Source organism: Psychromonas arctica, from assembly GCF_036697365.1.
Taxonomy (GTDB): Bacteria; Pseudomonadota; Gammaproteobacteria; order Enterobacterales; family Psychromonadaceae; genus Psychromonas; species Psychromonas arctica_A.
On sequence record NZ_JBAHZA010000009.1, the window covers coordinates 40,203 to 62,845 of the forward strand.

Consider the following 22,643-nt stretch of genomic DNA (forward strand, 5'->3'; position numbering starts at 1 on the left):
TTAGTTCAGATCTTGTTTGATGGCATTTTGAAAGTTAATGCCAGTTAAAGGATTTACTTCCACATTTAAAATAGTTTTAGCAATCGCGTCTAGTCTTAAAACATGTGCAATAGGTAAGTAAGGACGCTGTTGGTAGACTATATCTTGGATTTGATAATAGTTTTTAATACGCTGTGCAAAATTACCTTCAGTTAATGAATCATCTAATAAATCTTGAGTTTTAGCATCACACCAGTAGCTGGTATTGCCAGTTTCTGGTGTTGAGTGGCAACTGAGTAGAGGCCTAAATATACTATCGGGATCTTTAATATGGACATTAATACCACTTAAATAAGCATCATAATCACCACTATTTAGACGGCTTTGTAATGCACTATCATTGAGGTGAGTAATGGTACTTTTGACACCTATTGCTAATAAATTCGCTTGAATTAATTCCGCTGTTTTATGAAAGTTAGGATTAAATACATTAGCGCCATCAGGTAGTAAAATCTGTAAAGTCTCTTCGAAATTAAATTTTGCTTCAATGAGCTCTTTTTTAGCCTCTTCAGGGTTAAATAATTGTTTATCAAAGCGTGGTTTCAATGCCCAAGATTGTTTACTTAACAATGTGTCGGTTTGCATTGCACTTTGGAAATAAACCGCCTGAAGAATAGTTTCAGTATCAATGGCTTTAGCTAAAGCTCGACGCACACGAGGGGCGCTTGTTTTATCTGTCTTGGTATTGAATGCAAGTAGAGAGATATTTGATGTTGATTTACTGTTTAAACTAATATCTTCATTTTCACTAATTGTTTGTAATTGGCTTGCTGCTGGATACGAAATTGCATCACACTCGCCGGATAATAGTTTTGTGTAACGTTTTGTTGCGCTTGGATTAGTAAAGAAAATCAGGTTTTCAATATTACTAATTGAATGCCAATATTGTTTGTTTTTATGATAACGAATAGTACCGTTATTATCGAAGCTTTTGAATACAAAGGGACCAGTACCAATTGGTTTAAAATCAATTTGTTCTGGATGATTTTTTTCCAATAATTGTTGGGCATATTCGGCTGAATGAATGACTGCGTAATGTGCTGCCAAATTAGCAAGCAAAGTTACGTCTGGTTTAGATAACACAAACTCAACAGTCCGCTCATCTATTTTATTAATAGATGAAAGTAGATCAGTAAAAGGGTGGTTATAAAAGTAATTTACGGTTTTGTTATTGATTGTATGGTACGGATGTTGGTGATCAAACATACGATTAAAGCTAAATAATACATCATCAGCATTAAGATATCTTGTGGGAGTAAAGTAATCTGTTTGGTGAAAGCTGACATGCTCACGCAAAGTAAAACGGTAACGCAGTTTGTCTTCACTTTGTTCCCAGCTTTCTGCCAAATCTGGTACAAATTCATTTGTATTAGGGTCAACTTTTACTAAGCGATTAAAAAGTTGATGGGTTGTAGCATCTAAACTCGCTATGTCATCACTTATTTGTGGATTGAAAGACGTCGGAAGGCTGTCAGTACAATAGATAAGCGTATTTTGTGTTAATGTTTTGTTTTGATAACAACCACTAAGGCTAATAATCAAAGACAATAAGCATATTAAACGCATAGCATTACTCTATTCCATTATGATAATGAGACGGTTTATCTTTAGAAGATAAACGTTGTCAGGTTAACTTAATATTTAATAAGTTAATTCAAATGTTTAGTAAAATCAATCACACTGATATTAGTTAATTATAATCTAACTTACCTAAGATTTGATAGCACAATATAATGGCAATGAATGCAAAGCTAATACTACCCAGTGCTTGACCGATCAGTATGCCATGTGCACCATAAAAATATGCTCCAATACTAACAAACGGAATTGTGCCTAAAGACATTTTACCAATGTTAAGCAGGCTGGCTAATTTTGGGTATCCAACATTATTTAGAAATGACATTGCCACTAGATTTATTGCCACGAAGATAAAACTGATACTAATATATTGGCAAAAGAAACGCAGTAAACTAGCTGTTTCTCCCGTTGCATTAAAAAGCCCTACAATTAATTCTTGAGAAAATGATAATAATAAAGCGACGACAAACACATAACGAATAATAAAATTTAAAGAATAGTTTAAAGTTGATTTCACTCGTTTAAATTGTTGTGCCCCTATATTTTGACTAATGATTGGGCCAATCGCACCAGGCATCGCAAATAAGATCATAAAAATAACCGGAATTAATCGGCTGATCAATGCCCAGCCTGCTACAGTATCAGCCCCTAATTTTGCTATTTCATAAGTGACATATAAGTGAGTCAATGGTGTAGCTAATTGAGTAAAGCATGCTGGACAAGCTACTTTGGTAATATCAGGCACTGCTCTTTTTAAGCTTTTGAATGAGATTGTTGTTATAAACTTAGCTTTTATTAATAAGTAATAAACGGCTAAAGCGACCATAGTGCTTCGTGCAATTAATGAGGCGATGGCTGCCCCTTTGATATCCAAATCAAAATAAAAAATAAAAATTGGATCTAGTAATAAATTGATTAGGCCAGCTGAAATCGTACAGTACATAGCAATTTTAGCTTTTCCCAGTGCACGCAAAGTGGAGATTGCTTGCATGCCTAACGCAACAATTGGAAAAGTAATGATAGTGATAGATAGATAATCATAAGCGGCTTGTAACGCAATCCCTTCCGCACCAATCATCTGCAGTAACTTTTTCGCATTATAAAACACAAAAACACTTAACAATATGCTAATAACACTTGTCATTAGATAACTGGCCATTGCAGAGTGCTGTGCTGCTTGAACTCTCTTTTGTCCTATTTGGCGGGCAACGACTGCTGAATTTGCAATCATCATTGCAATGGTAAAAGAAGTGGTAAAAAAAAGTATCGCAGCAGCGTATGCAATTGCAGATAATAAATAGGGCTGTTTTAATAAGCTAAGAAAATAGATATCTATTAGATCAACAACAAAAAAGACACTTAAACCAACGACGTTGGTTAGTGCCATTTTTGTAATGTGCTGAGCAACATTACCCTTTGTAAATTTAGCTGTGAAAGTTGCCATTAATTAATATGTAAATTCGCGAACTTATCAAGCAATTGTGCTTCGGTTTCAATATGCTTAGGATCAGTAATGATACAATTAATAGGACACACCGCTACGCAGGTCGCTTTTTCGTAAAAACCAACGCATTCAGTACATAAATCAGGGTTAATTTCGTATATTTCTAAACCAAATGTGATCGCTTCATTAGGACATTCTGGATCACACATATCGCAGTTTATACAACTATCTTCTATTAATAATGCCATTTTAGTTATTATGTGGCTGACGGGTATCATTACCCTGGGTTAAGTTACGCATCAATAATCCATGGTTTAAATCAATTTCTTTGGCTATCGGCATATATAAAGTATGGCCTGAGCCTGGTGCAACATCTACTTGTTCACCTTTACGGTTTTGTAGAGCCTCAAGTTTGAAGTTAATATTACCTTGTGGCGTCATTAGCTCTAACTTATCCCCGACTAAAAATTTGTTCTTAACATTTACTTCAGCTAGTCCATTACTATCACGTCCTAAGATTTCACCAACAAACTGCTGTGTTTCACTAACAGAGTAACCAAAGTCATAATTTTGATAGTGGTCATGAGTATGACGACTCAAAAATCCTTCCGTGTAACCACGATGTGCAAGGTTTTCTAAAGATGACATTAATGAAGGATCAAAAGGTTTACCTGAAATCGCATCATCCATCGCTTTGCGATAAATTTGAGCTGTACGAGCACAGTAATAAAAACTTTTAGTGCGGCCTTCAATCTTTAGGGAATGGACTCCCATTTTTAATAAACGCTCAACATGTTGGATTGCACGCAAGTCTTTAGAGTTCATTATATAAGTTCCGTGCTCATCTTCATAAGCAGGCATATATTCACCTGGACGACCTTGATCTTGTAAAAGAAACATTTGATCTGTTGGTTGTCCTTCACCTAGTGTCGGTTCAACTGGCTGGATCGCAACAACATCACCCGTTTCATTTTGCGTGGCTTCATGAGCATCGTATTTCCAACGACATGAGTTAGTACATGTGCCTTGGTTTGGATCTCGTTTATTAATATAACCGGATAAAAGGCACCGCCCAGAGTAAGCCATGCATAATGCACCGTGTACAAACACTTCAATCTCTATTTCTGGACAATGAAAACGAATATCTTCTATTTCATCCAAGGAAAGTTCTCGGGATAAAATGACACGTTCAATTCCTTGTTTATACCAAAATTTAACTGTCGCCCAGTTAACTGCATTAGCTTGGACACTTAAATGAATTGGCATTTCCGGAAATACATCACGTACCATCATAATCAAACCTGGATCTGACATAATTAATGCATCTGGTTTTAAGTCAACCACAGGCTTCATATCTCGAATAAAGGTTTTTAATTTGGAGTTATGTGGTTGAATGTTACATACAACATAGAGTTTTTTACCTTGAGCGTGCGCTTCATTTATACCTATTTGTAATTTTTCTAGGTTAAACTCATTATTACGTACACGTAAAGAGTATCTAGGTTGACCGGCGTAAACTGCATCTGCACCATATGCAAAAGCATAACGCATGTTTTTTAAAGAGCCTGCTGGCGATAATAGTTCAGGTTTCATCGGTCCCTCTAGGTTAAAAATTGGACAATATAAGTTGAAAATAATGTAAAGATTCTACTTGTTTTTATGAAAAAGCGGTAGAAGAAGTAGATAAACATTAACTATTCATAATAAATATCATTAAATTAGCTGTAATCAGTAACTAGAGTGATAATTCGTTTCACATTTAATAAACGCAACATTATACTACTGAATAATTTTCTTAATGATAATCAGAGATTTACTTTGGCTATCTTTCAACATCGTTTTTAAATATTAGGTTTTACATGGAAAACACAGAAAAGTTTACAAATAACAAACAAATCATTGCCTTCTTAACAGAACAGTTCCCTGCTTGCTTTATTGCTGGGTCTGAATCTGCAAAACCATTAAAAATTGGTGTGTTTCAAGAATTAGCTGCTCGTCTAGAGAATGAACCACGTGTTAGTAAAACACAGTTACGTGGTGCACTACGTCAATACACAATGAGTTGGCGTTATCTGCACTGTGTTAAAGCTGGTGCAAAGCGAGTTGATTTAGATGGTGTCGAAGGGGATGAAGTATCTCAAGAGCATGCAGATCATGCGCAATTATCATTAAAAGAAAGCAAAGAAAAAGCATTTGCTAATAAGAAGAAAAACGATACGGCTAAAACACCAAATCGTGCTGCTAAAAAAGTAGCTATTCCAAATCGTAAAAAAGATGCACCAAAGAAAGCGGCTAAGAAACCAGAAATTGATTTAAGCCAATATAAAGAAGCGAATCATAATGAACTTAAAGTTTCTCAACCAGTCAAAGTTTTGCTAGGTAAGTCTCCCGTCTCAGCTACAGTAGTAGAAATCTTAAAAGAAGAAGTTCAAGTGCAACTAGATTCAGGAATGGTTGTAAAAGTGAAAGCTAAACATTTAATCGTATAAAAGGTCTTTTTAATGAAAAAACTCTTTCGTCATGTATTAATTTTATCCCAGATCTGTTTTGTTGGGACCACCTTTGCCGCTACTGATAGTACAACATTAAGTGATATCCCTCAGTTGCATCAAGAATCCCAGCATGCAAAAGTGGCGAAAAGAGTGAGTGACTTATTCAGTCGCTCTCATTATAAATATATTCCTCTAAACGATGAGTTATCAAAAAAAGTTTTTGACCGTTATATTGAGCAATTAGATTTTAATAAACAAATCTTTATGCAAAGTGATATCGATGAAATGACTGCTTATCAATATAGCTTTGATGATAATTTGAAGTTTGGTCAGTTAGATTCTATTTATGCTATATACCAGTTAAATCTAACGCGTCGATTTGAGCGTTTTAGTTACGCACTTTCGTTATTAGATAAAGAGATCACTTTTGATAACGAAGAGTCTTATCAATATGATCGTACTGATGCGGATTGGGCCAAAGACAAGCAAGAGTTAGACGCTTTGTGGCAAGCACGCGTTAAATCTGATGCTTTAACGCTAAAGTTGTCTGGTAAAGAGTGGCCTGAAATTAAAACGTTGTTAACTAAGCGTTATAATTATTCCTTGAAATACTTAACGCAAACCGAAAGCGAAGATGTATTCCAAACCTTTATGAATGCTTATGCTTATACTATTGAACCGCATACGAGTTATTTATCACCTCGTAATGCAGAGCGTTTTAAAATGGAAATGAATCTGTCATTAGAAGGTATTGGTGCAGTACTTCAGCTTGAAGATGACTATACTGTCGTGCGTAGCTTAGTCCCTGGTGGACCTGCCGAAAAATCTAAATTATTAGCCAAAGATGATAAAATAATCGGTGTCGGCCAAGAGGGTGAGAAGATTGTCGATGTTGTCGGTTGGCGTCTAGATGACATCGTTGAGCTTATCAAAGGGCCCAAAGGCACGACAGTTCAATTGCAAATTTTGTCCGGCAAAACAGGTGATGTTAATAAAGTCATTAAAATTGTGCGTGAAGAAATTCATCTTGAAGACAGAGAAGCAAAGTCTTCAGTGGAAGTTATCGATGGAAAAAATATTGGTGTTATCACGATTCCAAGTTTTTACATTAACTTAAGTAAAGATGTTGAACGTGAGTTAGCTGCACTAGCGAAAAAAGATGTCAAAGGTATTGTAATTGACCTACGTAATAATGGCGGTGGTGCATTAAGTGAAGCAACATTACTAACAGGTTTGTTTATTAAAACAGGGCCAGTAGTACAAGTGAGAGATAGTCGCCAAGAGATCTCAGTGCAATTCGATGATAATGAAGATATTTCTTATGACGGTCCTCTAACTGTCCTCATCAATCGAAATAGTGCTTCAGCCTCAGAAATTTTTGCTGCAGCATTACAAGATTATGGACGTGCGATTATCATCGGCGAACAAAGCTACGGTAAAGGTACTGTCCAACAACATCGTCGTATTGCTCGTTATTATGACACTAATCAAGATGCTGTAGGCTCAGTTCAATATACTATCGCTAAGTTCTACCGCATTAATGGTGGCAGTACGCAAAATAAAGGCGTTGTGCCAGATATCGCTTTTCCAACAGCCATTGATCCAAAGGACACTGGTGAAAGTTTGGCGAAAAATGCTTTACCATGGGATAATATTAAATCAGCTAAATACAATAAAGTTGGTGACTTAAATAAAGATATTAAAACGCTTGAATCAGATCATCAACAACGCATTAAGAAAGAAGTTGAGTTTACTTATCTAGCTGAAGATATTGAAGAATATCGTCTAGAAAAAGACGATAAAACGGTTTCCTTAGTAGAAAAAGAGCGTGTTGCCGAACGTGAGAAAAACAAAGCAAAAAATCTAGTTCGTACCAACGAACGTTTAAAACGTGCTGGCCTTAAGTCTGTTAAGTCTTTGGAGGATGTACCAGATGATTTTGAGCCGCTTGATGCATTTTTAATAGAAGCAGCACATATCACATTGGATTATGCAAACTTATAATCACGGTTTAAAAATCAACTTTAAAAACCGACTTCATTAGTCGGTTTTTTTATTTCTGTAGGAATGACTTATGTTTAAACCATGGTTAGATAAATATCCGCCCGGTGTTAATGCTGAAATTAATGAAAACACACTAATTAATCTTGTTGATATGGTTGAGGATACATTTGAACGTCATTCTGATCATATTGCATTCATCAATATGGGGCATGAATTAACATTTTTTGAGTTGGAGAAAAGCTCACGACATATAGCTAGCTATTTACAGCATGCAACAAGCCTACAGAAAGGTGATCGTGTTGCTGTTATGATGCCAAATTTATTACAGTATCCTATCGTTTTACTCGGTATTTTAAGAGCGGGGTTAATCGTTGTTAATGTCAATCCACTCTATACTCCTTCCGAATTAAAACATCAGTTAAATGACTCTGGAGCAAAGGGGATTTTTATCGCTGAGAATTTTGCTCATACCTTACAAAGTGTTATTGAAGACACCAACCTTAAACACCTTGTATTAACTAAAATAGGTGACGGTCTACCATTCATCAAACGTAATTTAGTCAATTTAACCGTTAAGTATATTAAGCGTATGGTACCTAGATTTAAATTAGCTAATACCTGTGATTATCATACTGCATTGAAAATAGGTGGAAAAGGGCAATATACACGTCCTATGATTAGTATTAATGATATTGCATTTATTCAGTATACCGGTGGAACAACGGGAATTTCAAAAGGTGCAAGTATGAGTCATCGCAGTATCGCTGCTGTACTTGCTCAAGCAGAGGAAACTTTTGGATTGGGTCTAACACAAGGTAAAGAGATGATGGTTACAGCTTTGCCATTGTTCCATGCTTTTGCATTATGTGTTAACTGCCTTTTCTTTATCAAAAGAGGGGATACAAATTTATTGGTCGAGAATCCTCGTGATATTGGTACTTTTATTGCGTATCTAAATAATAATAAATTTACTTTTATAACAGGTGTAAATACTCTTTATAAGGCATTGCTTAACTCTCCTAAAATTGGAAAAGTTGATTTTTCCCACCTCAAATTTTCAATTGCTGGTGGGATGGCAACACATGAAAAAGTTGCTAATAGTTGGGAGAGTATCACCGGTAATACTATTATTGAAGGTTACGGTTTAACCGAAACAGCTGCAATTGTTAGCGTGAATGCTCATAATTTATCTAAGCATACGGGGGCAGTAGGCCTACCGATGCCAAACACTGACGTACGTTTAGTTGATCAAAACAACTTTGTAGTTAAAAATTTGAATTGTGTTGGTGAAATTCAAGTGAAGGGCCCACAAGTTATGACTGAATACTGGAATAATCCTACTGAAACTGAGGCTGCTTTTGATCAGGGTTGGTTTAAAACAGGTGATATTGGGTTATTCGATAATGATGGCTTATTGCGTATAGTTGATCGTAAAAAAGATATGATTTTAGTATCCGGTTTTAATGTTTATCCTAATGAAATTGAAGAAACTGTATTAAAGTTAGAGGGGGTGCATGAAGCTGCTGTGGTTGGAGAGAAAGCGGAAGACGGTAATGAAATTGTAGTTTTATTTGTGGTTATCAATGAACTTGAAGTTTCTATTGATAAGATAAAGGTCCATTGCCGCGACTATTTAACAGGCTATAAACAGCCTAAAAAAATCAATGTAGTAAATAAATTACCAAAAAATAATGTGGGAAAAGTATTAAGGCGTTTATTAAAAGAGAAACAGTAATGTCTGCAAAACGTATTTCAGTTACTGATTAATACCGATTACATAAATATGTTATCCAAATTTTTTGCAGGAAAAGCAGCTCAATTCAAGCCATAAACAAGTTCTCTCGAAGATTAACATTGTTAATCGCCTACCGAAAAATTAATTCGTTATTTTATTGAGGTGGTAATAGCATAGATTAACAAATAACTATAACAACCATAATTATCATTGAAGCTTATTGATGATAATAATCAATGGGTAATACTACTAATTCAGTGCCTTCAGGGTTTGCATCGACAAAACTTAGATTTTTATACCAATCGCCAACGTCAAAACGATTAGCTGGCAGGTCATTAACTTCAATTTGGTGATTAAAGGCTTGATGAGTATGCCCATGAATCAATCGTTGTACACCGTGCAATTCCATTAATCGAATCACTTCCTGCTCAGTTACACCCATCATGTTATTATTTTTATGTTGTTTTTTTGATTGGCTAGCAGTACGAATCTTCCAACCGATACGTTTGCGTAGTCTTAATGGCAAGCAATTAAAAATAAACTGTAAAATAGGGTTATGAATAACCTTACGCATACGTTGGTAATTCTTATCGAAGAGGCATAAAGTATCCCCATGCATGATTAAGGTTTTGGTGCCATACAAATCAATTTCAGTATGTTCTGGTAGCAATGTCATTGAAGCTTGTTTAGCATATCGTTTCCCAAGCATAAAATCACGATTACCATGAATGTAATAAATTTTAGTATTATTTTTTTTAGCGTAATTCGTTAATTTTTGCGCAACTTCATCCATTAACGGCGTATGTTCATCATCCCCGATCCATACTTCAAACATATCCCCTAAAATATACAAGGTTTCTGCATTGGTTGCTTCTTTATCAAGAAAACCAAATAGGGCATCGGTGATATGGCGATGTTGTTCACTTAAGTGTAGGTCGGCAATGAATAAAGTGCGCATAATGAGTTACGCTACAGTAACTTTAGTAATAACGACATCTTCAAGCGGTACATCTTGATGTACAAAGTGTGAGTTACCTGTTGCAACACCTTTGATTTTGTCTACTACATCTTCACCAGCAACTACTTTAGCAAATACACAGTAACCCCAACCATCAGTAGTTTCTGATTTAAAGTCTAAGAATTTGTTATCGCCTACATTAATGAAGAATTGTGCTGATGCAGAATGCGGTTCCATAGTACGAGCCATTGCAACAGAATATTTTACATTTGATAAACCATTATTTGCTTCATTTTTAATTGGTTTTTGACTGTCTTTTTCTTCCATATTAGGTGCGAAACCGCCACCTTGGATCATAAACCCATCAATTACACGGTGGAAAATTGTGTTGTCGTAATGACCACTTGTTGCGTATTTAATGAAGTTAGCCACCGTATTTGGTGCTTTTTCTTCATTCATTTCTAAAGTGATATCACCAAAGTTCGTATGTAAAGTAATCATTATTAAATCCTATCTATAAAAAGAGCTTTATTATACCTCAAACGCTTTTAAATTTAAAAGACAGGTAACTTGAGATGCTTTAAACACTACTAAAAATATACCTTTTTTGTCGATATCTTAATAACTTAGTGTTTCTACGACAGTATTGACAACAGAAATTGATTAATTACTTCAATGAAGTCATAGAAAGAGTGAATTTGTCCTTTTTGCAGGTTAGAATAAGATTTTTACAGTAATCGTATTGGATGGAAAATGCTAAAAATCTATAACACACTAACTCGAACAAAAGAAGAATTTAAACCCCTTGTAGCTGGCAAAGTGGGGATGTATGTGTGTGGGGTTACTATTTATGATTATTGTCATATTGGGCATGGTCGTACCTTTGTTGCTTTTGATACTGTTGCACGTTATTTTCGTTTTAGTGGTTATGACTTAAGTTTTATTCGAAACATTACCGATGTAGACGATAAAATAATCAAACGTGCGACAGAAAATGGTGAAACTTGTGATCAATTAACTGAGCGTTTTACCGATGCGATGCATGCCGATTTTGATGCACTGAATATGCTTCGACCAGATATCGAGCCTCGTGTAACTGACCACATGCCAGACGTTATTGAAATGGTAGAAAAGCTGGTTGAAAAAGGTCATGCCTATGTTTCTGATTCTGGCGATGTGTTGTTTTCTGTATCTTCATTTCCTGAATATGGACAATTAAGCGGCCAAAATCTAGAAATGCTTCAAGCGGGTTCTCGTGTTGAAGTAGAAGACAGTAAGCATGATCCTTTAGACTTTGTATTATGGAAAATGGCTAAAGAGGGAGAGCCATCTTGGTCTTCTCCATGGGGGGAAGGTCGCCCAGGTTGGCATATTGAATGTTCTGCAATGAATAAAAAACATTTAGGTGAAGTCTTTGATATCCATGGTGGTGGTTCAGATTTGAGTTTCCCACATCATGAAAATGAAATTGCGCAGTCATGTTGTGCTCATCACGGTCAATACGTCAATACTTGGATGCACTCTGGTATGGTACAAGTTGATAAAGTGAAAATGTCTAAGTCTTTAAATAACTTCTTCACTATTAAAGATGTATTAGGAGTGTATGACAGTGAAACAGTACGTTACTTCCTTATTTCGGGGCATTATCGTAGTCAGTTAAACTACTCTGAAGATAACCTTAAGCAAGCAAGAGCTAGTTTAGAGCGTTTATACACAGCGATTCGTGACGTTGAATTGGTCGATCTTGCAAATGTTGATCAACAGATGAAAGAGAGTAAATTCTATCAAAGCTTCGTAAAAGCCATGGATGATGATTTTAATACACCTGAAGCCTTAGCTGTATTGTTTGAGCTAGCTAAAGAAGTAAATCGTATTAAAAATGATGAACCATCACAGGCATCATTCCTAGCAAGTATGTTGGTTAATTTTGCTAATGTATTAGGCCTATTATCCCAATCACCAGAGCAGTTTTTACAAGGTGATACTAGTTCAACAGATGAAGTTGCGGAAATTGAAGCATTAATCTTACAACGTAAAACAGCTCGTGAAAATAAAGACTGGGCAAGCGCTGATGATGCTCGCGATAAATTAGCTGCTCTAAATGTAGTGTTAGAAGATGGTGCTAACGGTACTACTTGGCGTAAAGTGTAAGTTATACCAATCACACTAATTAACGGATCTATTTTACTTGTAAAATTACTTATTGCTTCGTTGTAATTTTCGAAAATAGAATAACTATCGAAGAGTTAACATCTTACCGTTAACTCTTCGATAGACTATTAACGAAGTTAATCGACGAAAGGCTTAAATTACGCCTTGAACTCAGTCATTTTTCCTGCGTAAAATTTAGATCACTTATTTAATATAATTGGCATTACTTTATTGTGATTGGTATTAGTAAATTGATAACTAAAAGGAGAACTTAGGTTCTCCTTTTTTATTTTTTATTTTTTATTTTATAGAAGTTTGTTTGTGGGCTAATGATTTACAAACTAACGCAATCAAATTTTATTTAGCTATCACTTGACGACGTTTATTTTTAAAATCTTTTAATGCAATTTCTAACGCAGAGATGGTTGTTTCTAATTCTACATCTGTGTCTTCTAACAATTGAATAAGATCTACCGCTAACTTAATCTCAATAGGGGCATCAGCGAGTGTTGTATTAGTTTGAATAACTTCTTTAGTCATTATCTAAGGCATCCATTTTAAATTCCAGGGATTGAGTGAACTCATTACATTTTTGATAGCGTTCTTTTAGCACATTAACACGGCTTCTATGAATTTCTTTATGTGCAAAAGTAGCTGTTTCGTATAAGGTATTTTCTTCATCAATCATGGTCAATAGTCTTTTTTCATATTGGTATTGACGCTGTAGCTGTTGATATACCTTTTCCTGCTGTGTTGAATATCGTTTATATAATCCTTCAGCTTTACCTGCATCTAACTGATTAACAATATTCAGTAACGCGGAGAATTGATTAACGAATTGCTCACATTCGTAATTAATAATAGTTTCACCCATATTATTACTGATCACATAACGTAAATGAGTAAGAGTATTAGATAATTGTTCGCTATAACCCGTTAAAGTTAGACTACTTTGCTTAAAAAGGTGCACTTCAAATTTAAATGATTTATTTTCTGTAAGCGTGATTTTACGATCCCATTCTTGGCAACGTAAATGCAGGGCTTTTAATTGCTTATCTAGCGCGGCTAAATGTTTTAAATCGACGGACTGAACCATGCATTGTATCCCAGGTTAACTGCCATGATTAAGACAATAATAATGAATAATGGGCGAATAAATTTAGCACCAAAATAGATAGCGGAATGTGCACCAATAAACGCGCCAAGCATTAAACATACGCCCATGGTTAATCCTATAAACCAGTCTACCTGCCCAAAATAGATAAAAGTGAGCAGTGAAACAAAGTTACTGGTGAAATTCATAGCCTTAGCAATACCGCTGGATAGCAATATATTTAACCGGTAAAGGTGCATATTTGATATCACCCAAAAAGCACCTGTACCAGGACCAGAAACGCCATCATAAAAACCTAATATGAACCCCTGAATACGCTGGGTTAATTTATGCTTTGAGTTTTTTTCTGGAAGCGTTGCATTATCAATTTCTTTAACTCGGCTTAATAATGTATAAATTGCTGCAATTAAAATGACGACAGGTAAAAACTTATTAAGCAAGTCGGTAGAGATATAATTGACGACAATAGTACCTCCGAGTGCCCCAATTAATGTACTGTAGAAGCAATGTTTCCAAAAAGCTGGATCGAATAGCTTTTTACGAAAGTAAGTAAAAGCAGCAGTACCAGAAGCAAAGCTAGCTGAAAGTTTATTGGTACCTAATGTTAAATGCGGCGGTAATCCCACGCTTAATAAAGTGGGGACTGTTAACATTCCTCCGCCACCAACAACGGCATCAATAAATCCTGCTAATAAGCCTACAAATGCCAATAACATCCAACTATGCGGATCTAGAACAAACTCTGTCATTTATTTCTCTATTTTTAATGCAAAAGGGGGAAGGGCATCAATAAGACTTTTACCATAACGTTTAGTAATGACACGTTTATCTAAAATGGTAATTTTACCGGTGTCAGTCTCTTTTCGAATCAAGCGGCCACATGATTGGATCAGTTTCTTACTCGCTTCAGGAATGGTAATTTGCATAAATGGATTACCGCCTTTAGAAGTTATCCATTCCGCATGAGCTTCTTCTACAGGGGAGTCTGGGACTGCAAAAGGTAATTTAGTAATCATTAAATTAGTGAGATAGTGCCCTGGTAAATCTAAACCTTCAGCTAAACTGCCTGTACCAAAAAGGATACTGGTTAACCCCTGGTCACAATTTTGTTTATGCATGGCGATCATCTTAGTACGTGATGATTCACCCTGTACCAATAATGACTTTGGGAATTTACGGCGCAATTTATCTGCTACTAAGTTCATTTGCCAATAAGAAGCAAATAGTACCAAGTTACCTTCTTTCAACTCAATACGCTTAGCAATATTTTCAATTAATTCGTTATCAAAACCAGACTCTGTTGGATCATTTTTCATTGCGGCAATATTTAAATCAATATTTGGATAATCAAAAGGAGATTTTAAACGTAAATATTGCGTACCATCATTTTGTGTCAAACCAGCTTGACGCATGAAATAGTCAAAACTGTTTAATGAAGTTAAAGTCGCTGAACATAGGACCACTCCGGCTGCTTGTGACCATAGCATGTACTCTAATAAGCCTCCAACCTCCAATGGGCTTGCGCATAATGTATAAGCTTCGCTTTCATTGTTTATCCAAGCTGCAATAGGCGCTTGATGTGAACTACGATCTTTTAAGAGCATTTTCCATAAATCAGATAGTGCTTCTAAGCGTTGAATATAGAAACCAGTTTCAATCAATATCGGTTCAGCATCACTCAACTTAATATTTTCGTCTTTTAATTCTTCAGATGTAATATTGGAGAGCTTATTCACTGCACCAAGACATTTCTTAGTTTCTTCTTTTAAACTAATTAATGAATTAACAATACCTTCCGGTACCTCACCCATACTAAAACGATATTGATTAGATTTATTATAATTCAACGGGTTATTTCTAAAATAAATTTCAATATTGTTTAAATCTTTAACTATTTCATTTGCACTTTCAAGCATATTTAACCCAGGTGTAATCGTCGTTTGTCGGTGTACGACCTTGTTAACATGTGTGCTGACTTGTTTAATCTTTCTTAACCAATCTTGGCTGGTCTTAATATTGACACTAGCACTAGAAAAGTCACGGGCAATTTTAGGCAAATGATGGGCTTCATCTAATACGTAAAAAGAAGCGTCTGGTTCAGGTAAAATGACTCCGCCACCCAACTCTAGATCTGCTAATAACAGAGCATGATTAACGACAATCACATCTGCTTTATTTATTTTATCGCGTGCACGGTGAAAAGGGCACTGACGGTGATTAGCTAATGCTTTTTTGCAGCTGTGTTTATCGGAAACAATTTGTTGCCAAATTCGACGAGGAATTGGTTTAGGCCAACTATCTTGATCGCCATTCCATTTACCGTCTAAGTAGGCATTTTTGAGTCGGTCTAATAATTCTTTATCGCCGATTTGCGGCTTTTCGGTAAACAATTGGGTTTGTTCTGGGTTATCGGTTTGTTGATTTAACAACTTATGTTCACAACAGTAGCGTTGCCTTCCTTTTGCAAGTGTAAAAGTAAATTTATAATCACTGTGACGCAGAAAAAATGGAAGATCTTTAGTAATTAACTGTTCTTGAAGAGTCACTGTTGCTGTTGAAATTATTAACTTTTTATTAGCACGCAAGGCAACTGGTAAGCCAGCTAAAATGTAAGCTAATGATTTACCAATACCCGTACCAGCTTCAGCGACTAAAATACGACGAGATTTATCATAGTTTCCTGCTAACACTTTTGCGATTTCAGCCACTAAATAGTTTTGTGCTTTACGCGCTTTAAATTGCGGTAACGCTTGAGTAATGAGTTCGTAATTGGTACGAATTTCTTTTTTTAGTGAGTCTGAAAGCATAGCTATTATTATTGTTTCTCAATGTTATTGTGCAGAAATTTGGATAGTATTAAATGAAAAAACCTTTATCTGATAGTGTACCAAAATAAAGGTTTTTTATCTGAGATAATATCGCTATATGATATGTCGATATTGTTTACTCTGAAGAAGTTGTGACTGTTTAAAATTACCTATCAACAACTTTATTTTGGTTGTTCTAAAAACAACACTGCAGCTTCAACACGAGATTTAATTTCAAGCTTTTTCAATAGGCTTTTCACATGTACTTTTACAGTACCTTCAGAGATATTTAAATTATCTGAAATTTCTTTGTTACTTAATCCTTTTGAAATTTCACCCATAATCTGGTTTTCACGACGCGTTAGAGTCGCGATTTTTTCTCTAATGTTATTTTCTTGATCTAAGCAGTCTAGGTATTCAGTTAATTCTTCACTAACAACTAATTTACCCTGTTGAATGCGATGTAAGTTTTCTAGCAAAATTTCAGGATCTGTGTCTTTTAGGAGATAGCCATCAGCACCTTGATTAATTAATGAAATAACATCTTGTTTTGCGTCTGAAACAGTCAAAATAACAATTTTGCTGCTGATACCATCGTTACGTAATGCTTTTAATGTTTCTAAGCCAGAAACTGCTTTCATGTTTAAATCCAGCAGTACCATATCAGGGTGTTGCTTTTTAACCATACTCACAGCTTCAATGCCGTTGGTTGCTTCATCTATTACCACAAAATTGGGGTCAATACTGAGTAGTTGTGTAACACCTTTACGCATAAGAGGGTGGTCATCAACCACAATAACGGTAGATACATTGTTCATTTGTGATTCCTTTATCGAGTCATAGTTAAAGTACAATAATTGAAAACAATATAATGTAAATTAAAAATAGTAAGAAAAATGAAATATAAGTGATTTTTGTGAGACTTAAATTTCAAATATAAGTTTGATTTCAGTGCCAAGCGGTAAGTTTTTTATTTCCAATTTAGCATTAAGCTCAGCAGCACGCTGATTCATAATTTCTATACCGTAATGATTGTCTTTACCTGGCTTTTCTTTAATACCAATTCCATCATCTGTAATAGTAATGATAACTTTTTGATCTATAATGACACAGTTTACAATAATATTGCTACATTTTGCATGTTTCATTGCATTGATCATGGCTTCACGAATAATTTGTAATAAATGTATGTGTTGGTTTGCATGAGTTTGGAAATTAGATTCAAATTCTCCTAGTTGAATTTTGGCGGTGGTTTGTTTTTGTAATTGAGAAATCATCACTAATACAGCTTCTTTAAAGTCAGATTCGCTGATGTTCAATCTAAAGGTAGAGAGCAGTGAACGTAGTTGAACATAAGCATCACTGACTGCTTCTTCAATATTACTTACCGAGTTTTTAACTGCCTTTTTTTCACTATCTGCGTCTATTTGTCTATTTAAAACCGTACATTGGATTTTTAAGAAAGATAAAGCTTGTGCAATGGAGTCATGTAACTCACGAGCAATAACACCACGTTCGTCCATTAATAGTAGTTTTTGCTCTTGTAGGCTGTACTCTTCTTGATACAAAGCTCTTGCTAACAAGCTACTGAAGCTCACAATTATTGAAGTGTTTTCAGCCATTGGCGTTGCTTGAATATAATTTAAATATCCAAAAGGTTCGCCATTGATCATGATTGGAATGCGTTTGTTGTTTTGATTATTTTTTGTAGCACATCCGTAATCACTGTCTATTTCAACGCCGTTTACTAGTTCTAAACATAACTTACTTAAATTAGTTTGTTTGGCTAAGGCATTCAAGGCTTCAATAATGATTGGATGAGTTAATTTAACTGTACTCAAAGTTTGAGATATAGTGAATAAAAACTGAATACTCTCATTCGCTGTTTCTAATTCCGTTTTCTTATCAAAAACTTTCTTTTGCATTGCGGTAATTAGTGACTCAAGCTCTTCAGACATACTTTTTAAACCAGTTGATAAAAAGCCTATTTCATTGCTAGTTTCTACAAAGTCGACATTGAAGTGATGATTGGAAATAGAGTAAACGTTCTCTTCCAGTCTATTCAGTGGTGTAATAATACAGCGACGACAGTAAAACAGCAGGAATATTGCACTAAATACTACAAAAATAAACATGATCATCTGTGAAATAAATATCACTGATGACTCTTTTTCGACTAATGCTCGATATTGTTCAATAGTAATTTCAATATTATCTTTTAATTGTGTTAACTTTAGTGTGAGCTCATCGTCTGACAATTGATCAAGTTGTTGTTGAATGGCGATCAGTTCAAACCTCAACTCTATATTTGCTTCGTGAATTTGGTTAACATCAAAGAACTTGTTTTGTAAAAGTTGATTAGCTACTAAAGGTGAATACTCATTGATTATACGTTGAATTTTTTGACGATCTAATCGTTCAGGATCGATAAAACTCTTCGTCTCATATCGCAGAGTTGTTAAACTTTTGATAGCATCGTTATTGCTGCTTTGGCTCTGTGTTGTTGTCATAAAAATGAAAACGTGAGCCCCTGATAAAATGAAGGTCAGTAAAGCAATCGTTGAAATCACTTTTGTAATTGAAAGTGAATGTAATAGTAGATTAATCTTCATAGATAGTTAAAAATAAAAGGTTACAAGTTGATTGAGAGGCCCAAGTAGGGAATTGATTTCATTCATATATTAATTAGCTCCGAGCTTTTATCACTAAGTTTAACACGTTTTGTTTTAAATATGTGATGCTAGCCGCTTAACTGAACATTTGGTTAAGAAGGGTAAGCTTAGAAATGAGTTTGCCTCCCGTGTTTGGAAAGGAACTTACCATGCAGTTAGTCGATAAATTTTATCGAAAATTTGAATATTTGCGCCTATCGATTACCGATGAGTGTAATTTCAAATGCAATTATTGTTTACCAGATGGTTACCAACGTACTCACCAGAAACAATTTTTGTCACAAAATGAAATACAAAACTTAATTACTGCTTTTGCAGAATTAGGCACGAGTAAAGTCAGGATCACTGGTGGTGAGCCTAGTTTACGTAGAGACTTTTCCGGAATTATAGAACAAGTTTCTAACACCCCCGGTATAAAAAAAGTCGCAACCACAACTAATGGCTTTAATCTCAGTAAGCATGCTGTTGATTGGTATCAAGCAGGGCTTAATACTATTAATGTCAGTGTTGATAGTTTAGATGCTAATACTTTTAATATTATTACCGGTAAAAATATCTTCCATAAAGTGATGGAAGGGGTTGAAGCTTGTGTTAAAGCTGGTTTTGAACAAGTAAAAGTCAATAGTGTGTTAATGAAAGGCTTAAACGATAACGATCTTAATACTTTTTTATCCTGGATAAAAACGCAACCAATCCAATTACGCTTCATAGAATTAATGCAAACAGATGATAATAATGATTTTTTTAATCGTTACCATCTTTCTGGCGAAACCATTAAGCAAGCCTTATTAGATCAGCATTGGCAACAGAAACCTCGAGTGGTCAATGATGGTCCCGCTGAGGTCTTTTCACATCCTGATTATCAAGGTGAAATAGGTTTAATAATGCCTTACAGCAAAGACTTCTGTGACAATTGTAATCGTTTACGGGTATCTGCAGTAGGTCGTTTGCATCTGTGCTTATTCGGTGAAGAGGGTGTTGATTTAAGACATCTTTTACAAGATAGTAAAGATAAAGCTGAACTTAAAAGTACCATATTATCTGCCTTAAAAGAGAAGAAATCGTCGCATTTTCTTGATCTTGGGTTAACTGGAGGTACACCACATTTAGCGTCAATTGGCGGCTAATGGTGTACATAAAAGTTATAGAAAGAATTATCTCAAGATAATTTAGGTATGGTAATTATTTCTTTTCCCATGTTACTGGGAAAAGAAATTAGCGAGAGAATTATGGATCTAAAAATAGCAGGTATTGTGTTAGCTGGAGGTCAATCTTCAAGGATGGGACTGGATAAAGCCATGCTAACCATTGAAAAACATACCTTGTTGATACGAGCATTAAATTTATTAAAACAGAGTGGTTTAAGCGATTGTTTTGTGAGCGGGGAATATCCAGATTTTTCATGTATTACAGACCAATATAACGGCTTAGGTCCTCTCGCTGGAATTGCTGCTTGTACGGAGCAATTGATTGATGATTATGATGCACTCTTCATTGTGCCGGTGGATATGCCTTTATTAGCAGAGCAAGATTGTACTGCATTGATAGATACTTACCTACAAACGATGCTACGACAGCCACTTGGACAAGCTGCAGGAGTTTATTATCAAGAGTCAATTTTTCCATTAATCTTGACTTTAAATACCCCATTGCATGACTATCTGTTAGGTATCATTCAAACACCCCATAAAAAATACCGTTCTTTATATCGTTTATTTGAAACCCTTTCTGTACAAGGTGTTGCTGCTAATGCGAATAACATAGAACGATTTGAAAATGCCAATACACCTGAACAATGGCTGCGTTGTTTAAACAGTTATTCTAAATTAGGCTAGTTCAAATAAAAAATTATTATTAACACATTTTTTTACATTATTACTCTATATAGACGACAAGGATTAACATGAGCCATCTATCAACTAAAGCATTTACACCGGCGACAATAGCCGTATTAACCGTTTCAGATACTCGTGATGAGTCAACAGATACTTCTGGTGGTTATTTAGTCGAATCTTTAAAAACAGCTGGGCACCATCTCGCAGATAAGCAGATTGTCATCGATGATCCTTACAAAATACGTGCTGTGGTATCGCAATGGATTGCAGATCCTGCGATAGAAGTTATTTTAACGACCGGTGGGACAGGTTTTACAGCAAGAGATACAACACCTGAAGCCGTATCGGTTTTATTCGATAAGCAGGTCGAAGGCTTTGGTGAAGTCTTTCGTGCTGTGTCATACCAAGAAATTGGAACATCAACAATTCAAAGCCGAGCGCTTGCTGGTTTTGCTAACAATACGGTTATTTTTTGTATGCCGGGTTCAACAGGCGCCTGTAGAACTGCTTGGACAAATATTATTGAGGAACAAATTAATTCTCAACATAAACCATGTAATTTCATGCCACATGTAGGAGTTAAATAATGTCTAGCGGTTTTACACATATTAACCAAGATGGTAAAGCGAATATGGTTGATGTAACAGGCAAAGACAGTACTGTACGTCAAGCCATTGCTGAGGCCTATGTTGAAATGTCTAAACAAACATTAGACCTAATTATTAATGGTCAGCATCACAAAGGTGATGTCTTTGCTACTGCGCGTATCGCTGGAATTATGGCGGCTAAAAAGACGGCTGATTTAATTCCCTTATGCCACCCATTAGCATTGACCAAAGTAGAAGTGCATATTACTGCTGAGCCACAGTCTAATCGGGTCAGAATTGAAAGTTTATGTAAACTTTCAGGAAAAACTGGTGTGGAGATGGAAGCTTTGACTGCAGCTTCCGTTGCTGCATTAACCATTTATGATATGTGTAAGGCTATTCAAAAAGATATGGTGATATCGTCGGTTAAATTATTAGAAAAGACTGGCGGAAAATCTGGTCATTATACGGCATAACATAAGTCACCATCGGATGTGAACTAGGAGAAATCATGATTACGGTTTTATTCTTTGCCAAATTAAGTGAGCAGCTAGGTGTTAAAAGCTTACAAGTAGATTGGCAACAAGCGCAAGATGTCGATCAACTGTTTCAATATTTAACTGAATATAAGAAAGAGTGGTCGGTAACGTTAACTTCTCAACCTTGTTTACGAGCAGTGAATCAAGAAATGGTCACTAATAATATTAAGCTGAAAGCGGGGGATGAAGTCGCTTTCTTTCCGCCTGTAACTGGTGGTTAAATGATTAGTGTACAACAGCAAGATTTTAATCAACAAAGCGAATATGAACGTTTACGTTGCCAATCATCAATTGGTGCAATCGTTACTTTTACTGGTTTAGTGAGGGACATTAATGATGGGTATTCAGTCAGTGATTTATGCCTTGAGCATTATCCTGGAATGACTGAAAAAAGCTTAATGAATATCGTTGAACAAGCTAAGTCACGTTGGAATATTATTGCTTCCACAGTGATCCATCGTGTTGGGCAATTAAGTATCAACGATCAAATTGTATTTGTTGGTATAGCCAGTCAACATCGTGGGGATGCCTTCGCAGCATGTGAATTTATAATGGATTACTTAAAAACCGAAGCACCGTTTTGGAAAAAAGAAACCATGGAAAGTGGTGAAAGCAAATGGGTTGATGCTAGGGAAAGCGATCATAAGACACGTTCTAAGTGGGTAATGTAATGGTCTTAATGGCCGTT

The 22,643-nt window shown here is 35.5% G+C and carries 22 protein-coding genes and 1 riboswitch; of the genes, 10 read left to right on the forward strand and 12 right to left on the reverse strand.

What is annotated here, in order from left to right:
- The 4 genes from V5290_RS11355 to yegQ all read right to left on the reverse strand — a co-directional run bounded on the left by V5290_RS11355 (position 1) and on the right by yegQ (position 4,654).
- A complete protein-coding gene (locus tag V5290_RS11355; RefSeq protein WP_333385606.1) occupies positions 1-1,605 on the reverse strand; it encodes an ABC transporter substrate-binding protein in 1,605 nt (534 codons plus the stop codon).
- A gap of 124 nt (positions 1,606-1,729) precedes the next feature.
- A complete protein-coding gene (locus tag V5290_RS11360; RefSeq protein WP_333385608.1) occupies positions 1,730-3,004 on the reverse strand; it encodes an MATE family efflux transporter in 1,275 nt (424 codons plus the stop codon).
- A gap of 56 nt (positions 3,005-3,060) precedes the next feature.
- Positions 3,061-3,309 carry a YfhL family 4Fe-4S dicluster ferredoxin gene (locus V5290_RS11365; RefSeq protein ID WP_333385611.1) on the reverse strand — a complete coding sequence of 83 codons (249 nt, stop codon included), beginning with the start codon at positions 3,307-3,309 and terminating at the stop codon, positions 3,061-3,063.
- 1 nt (position 3,310) lies between these two features.
- Positions 3,311-4,654: a tRNA 5-hydroxyuridine modification protein YegQ gene (gene yegQ, locus V5290_RS11370; protein WP_333385614.1), complete on the reverse strand. Its 1,344-nt coding sequence runs from the start codon at positions 4,652-4,654 to the stop codon at positions 3,311-3,313.
- Positions 4,655-4,920: 266 nt separating this feature from the next.
- On the opposite strand from yegQ, the gene proQ reads away from it, so the two are divergent.
- The 3 genes from proQ (at position 4,921) to V5290_RS11385 (ending at position 9,292) form a co-directional block, all read left to right on the forward strand.
- The gene (gene proQ / locus V5290_RS11375) at positions 4,921-5,550 is read left to right on the forward strand and encodes an RNA chaperone ProQ (protein WP_333385617.1); all 630 of its coding nucleotides are present in this window, start codon (positions 4,921-4,923) and stop codon (positions 5,548-5,550) included.
- A gap of 12 nt (positions 5,551-5,562) precedes the next feature.
- On the forward strand, positions 5,563-7,557 hold the full coding sequence (prc, locus tag V5290_RS11380; RefSeq protein WP_333385619.1) for a carboxy terminal-processing peptidase: 1,995 nt from the start codon (positions 5,563-5,565) through the stop codon (positions 7,555-7,557).
- Positions 7,558-7,627: 70 nt separating this feature from the next.
- Positions 7,628-9,292 (forward strand): AMP-binding protein, encoded by a 1,665-nt coding sequence (locus tag V5290_RS11385; protein WP_333385622.1) that lies wholly within the window; start codon positions 7,628-7,630, stop codon positions 9,290-9,292.
- Between the two features lie 217 nt (positions 9,293-9,509).
- On the opposite strand, the gene V5290_RS11390 is transcribed toward V5290_RS11385, so the two are convergent.
- Entirely contained in the window at positions 9,510-10,250 is a 741-nt protein-coding gene (locus V5290_RS11390) for a UDP-2,3-diacylglucosamine diphosphatase (RefSeq protein WP_333385625.1), read from the reverse strand.
- Positions 10,251-10,256: 6 nt separating this feature from the next.
- Complete coding sequence (locus tag V5290_RS11395; RefSeq protein ID WP_333385627.1) at positions 10,257-10,751, reverse strand: peptidylprolyl isomerase; 495 nt, start codon at positions 10,749-10,751, stop codon at positions 10,257-10,259.
- Positions 10,752-11,003: 252 nt separating this feature from the next.
- On the opposite strand from V5290_RS11395, the gene cysS reads away from it, so the two are divergent.
- Complete coding sequence (gene cysS, locus V5290_RS11400; RefSeq protein WP_333385630.1) at positions 11,004-12,401, forward strand: cysteine--tRNA ligase; 1,398 nt, start codon at positions 11,004-11,006, stop codon at positions 12,399-12,401.
- A 357-nt stretch (positions 12,402-12,758) separates the two neighbouring features.
- Here cysS and V5290_RS11405 read toward each other — a convergent pair whose 3' ends face one another.
- The 6 genes from V5290_RS11405 to V5290_RS11430 form a co-directional block, all read right to left on the reverse strand.
- Entirely contained in the window at positions 12,759-12,941 is a 183-nt protein-coding gene (locus V5290_RS11405) for a DUF2496 domain-containing protein (RefSeq protein WP_333385633.1), read from the reverse strand.
- Positions 12,934-13,497, reverse strand: coding sequence for a primosomal replication protein PriC (priC, locus tag V5290_RS11410; RefSeq protein WP_333385636.1), 564 nt, complete (start codon positions 13,495-13,497; stop codon positions 12,934-12,936). The genes V5290_RS11405 and priC overlap by 8 nt, the downstream gene beginning before the upstream one ends.
- Positions 13,476-14,264, reverse strand: coding sequence for a TSUP family transporter (locus tag V5290_RS11415; RefSeq protein ID WP_333385640.1), 789 nt, complete (start codon positions 14,262-14,264; stop codon positions 13,476-13,478). Before V5290_RS11415 ends, priC begins: the two co-directional genes overlap by 22 nt.
- Positions 14,265-16,322 (reverse strand): ATP-dependent DNA helicase DinG, encoded by a 2,058-nt coding sequence (gene dinG, locus V5290_RS11420; RefSeq protein WP_333385642.1) that lies wholly within the window; start codon positions 16,320-16,322, stop codon positions 14,265-14,267. It abuts the gene before it with no gap.
- Positions 16,323-16,504: 182 nt separating this feature from the next.
- Complete coding sequence (narL, locus tag V5290_RS11425; RefSeq protein WP_333385645.1) at positions 16,505-17,140, reverse strand: two-component system response regulator NarL; 636 nt, start codon at positions 17,138-17,140, stop codon at positions 16,505-16,507.
- Between the two features lie 105 nt (positions 17,141-17,245).
- Positions 17,246-18,832 carry a histidine kinase gene (locus tag V5290_RS11430; protein WP_333385648.1) on the reverse strand — a complete coding sequence of 529 codons (1,587 nt, stop codon included), beginning with the start codon at positions 18,830-18,832 and terminating at the stop codon, positions 17,246-17,248.
- A 167-nt stretch (positions 18,833-18,999) separates the two neighbouring features.
- A riboswitch (molybdenum cofactor riboswitch) is annotated at positions 19,000-19,153 on the forward strand.
- Between V5290_RS11430 and moaA the strand changes: the two genes are divergently transcribed.
- The 6 genes from moaA to moaE all read left to right on the forward strand — a co-directional run bounded on the left by moaA (position 19,144) and on the right by moaE (position 22,626).
- A complete protein-coding gene (moaA, locus tag V5290_RS11435; RefSeq protein ID WP_333385652.1) occupies positions 19,144-20,121 on the forward strand; it encodes a GTP 3',8-cyclase MoaA in 978 nt (325 codons plus the stop codon). Its footprint overlaps the riboswitch before it by 10 nt.
- 102 nt (positions 20,122-20,223) lie before the next feature.
- Positions 20,224-20,829, forward strand: coding sequence for a molybdenum cofactor guanylyltransferase (gene mobA, locus V5290_RS11440; RefSeq protein WP_333385655.1), 606 nt, complete (start codon positions 20,224-20,226; stop codon positions 20,827-20,829).
- 68 nt (positions 20,830-20,897) lie between these two features.
- Positions 20,898-21,416, forward strand: coding sequence for a molybdenum cofactor biosynthesis protein B (gene moaB, locus V5290_RS11445; RefSeq protein WP_333385657.1), 519 nt, complete (start codon positions 20,898-20,900; stop codon positions 21,414-21,416).
- On the forward strand, positions 21,416-21,892 hold the full coding sequence (gene moaC / locus V5290_RS11450) for a cyclic pyranopterin monophosphate synthase MoaC (protein WP_333385660.1): 477 nt from the start codon (positions 21,416-21,418) through the stop codon (positions 21,890-21,892). The genes moaB and moaC overlap by 1 nt, the downstream gene beginning before the upstream one ends.
- Before the next feature lie 35 nt (positions 21,893-21,927).
- On the forward strand, positions 21,928-22,176 hold the full coding sequence (moaD, locus tag V5290_RS11455) for a molybdopterin converting factor subunit 1 (protein ID WP_333385663.1): 249 nt from the start codon (positions 21,928-21,930) through the stop codon (positions 22,174-22,176).
- Positions 22,177-22,626, forward strand: coding sequence for a molybdopterin synthase catalytic subunit MoaE (moaE, locus tag V5290_RS11460; protein ID WP_333385665.1), 450 nt, complete (start codon positions 22,177-22,179; stop codon positions 22,624-22,626). It abuts the gene before it with no gap.
- The last annotated feature ends 17 nt before the right edge of the window (positions 22,627-22,643 follow it).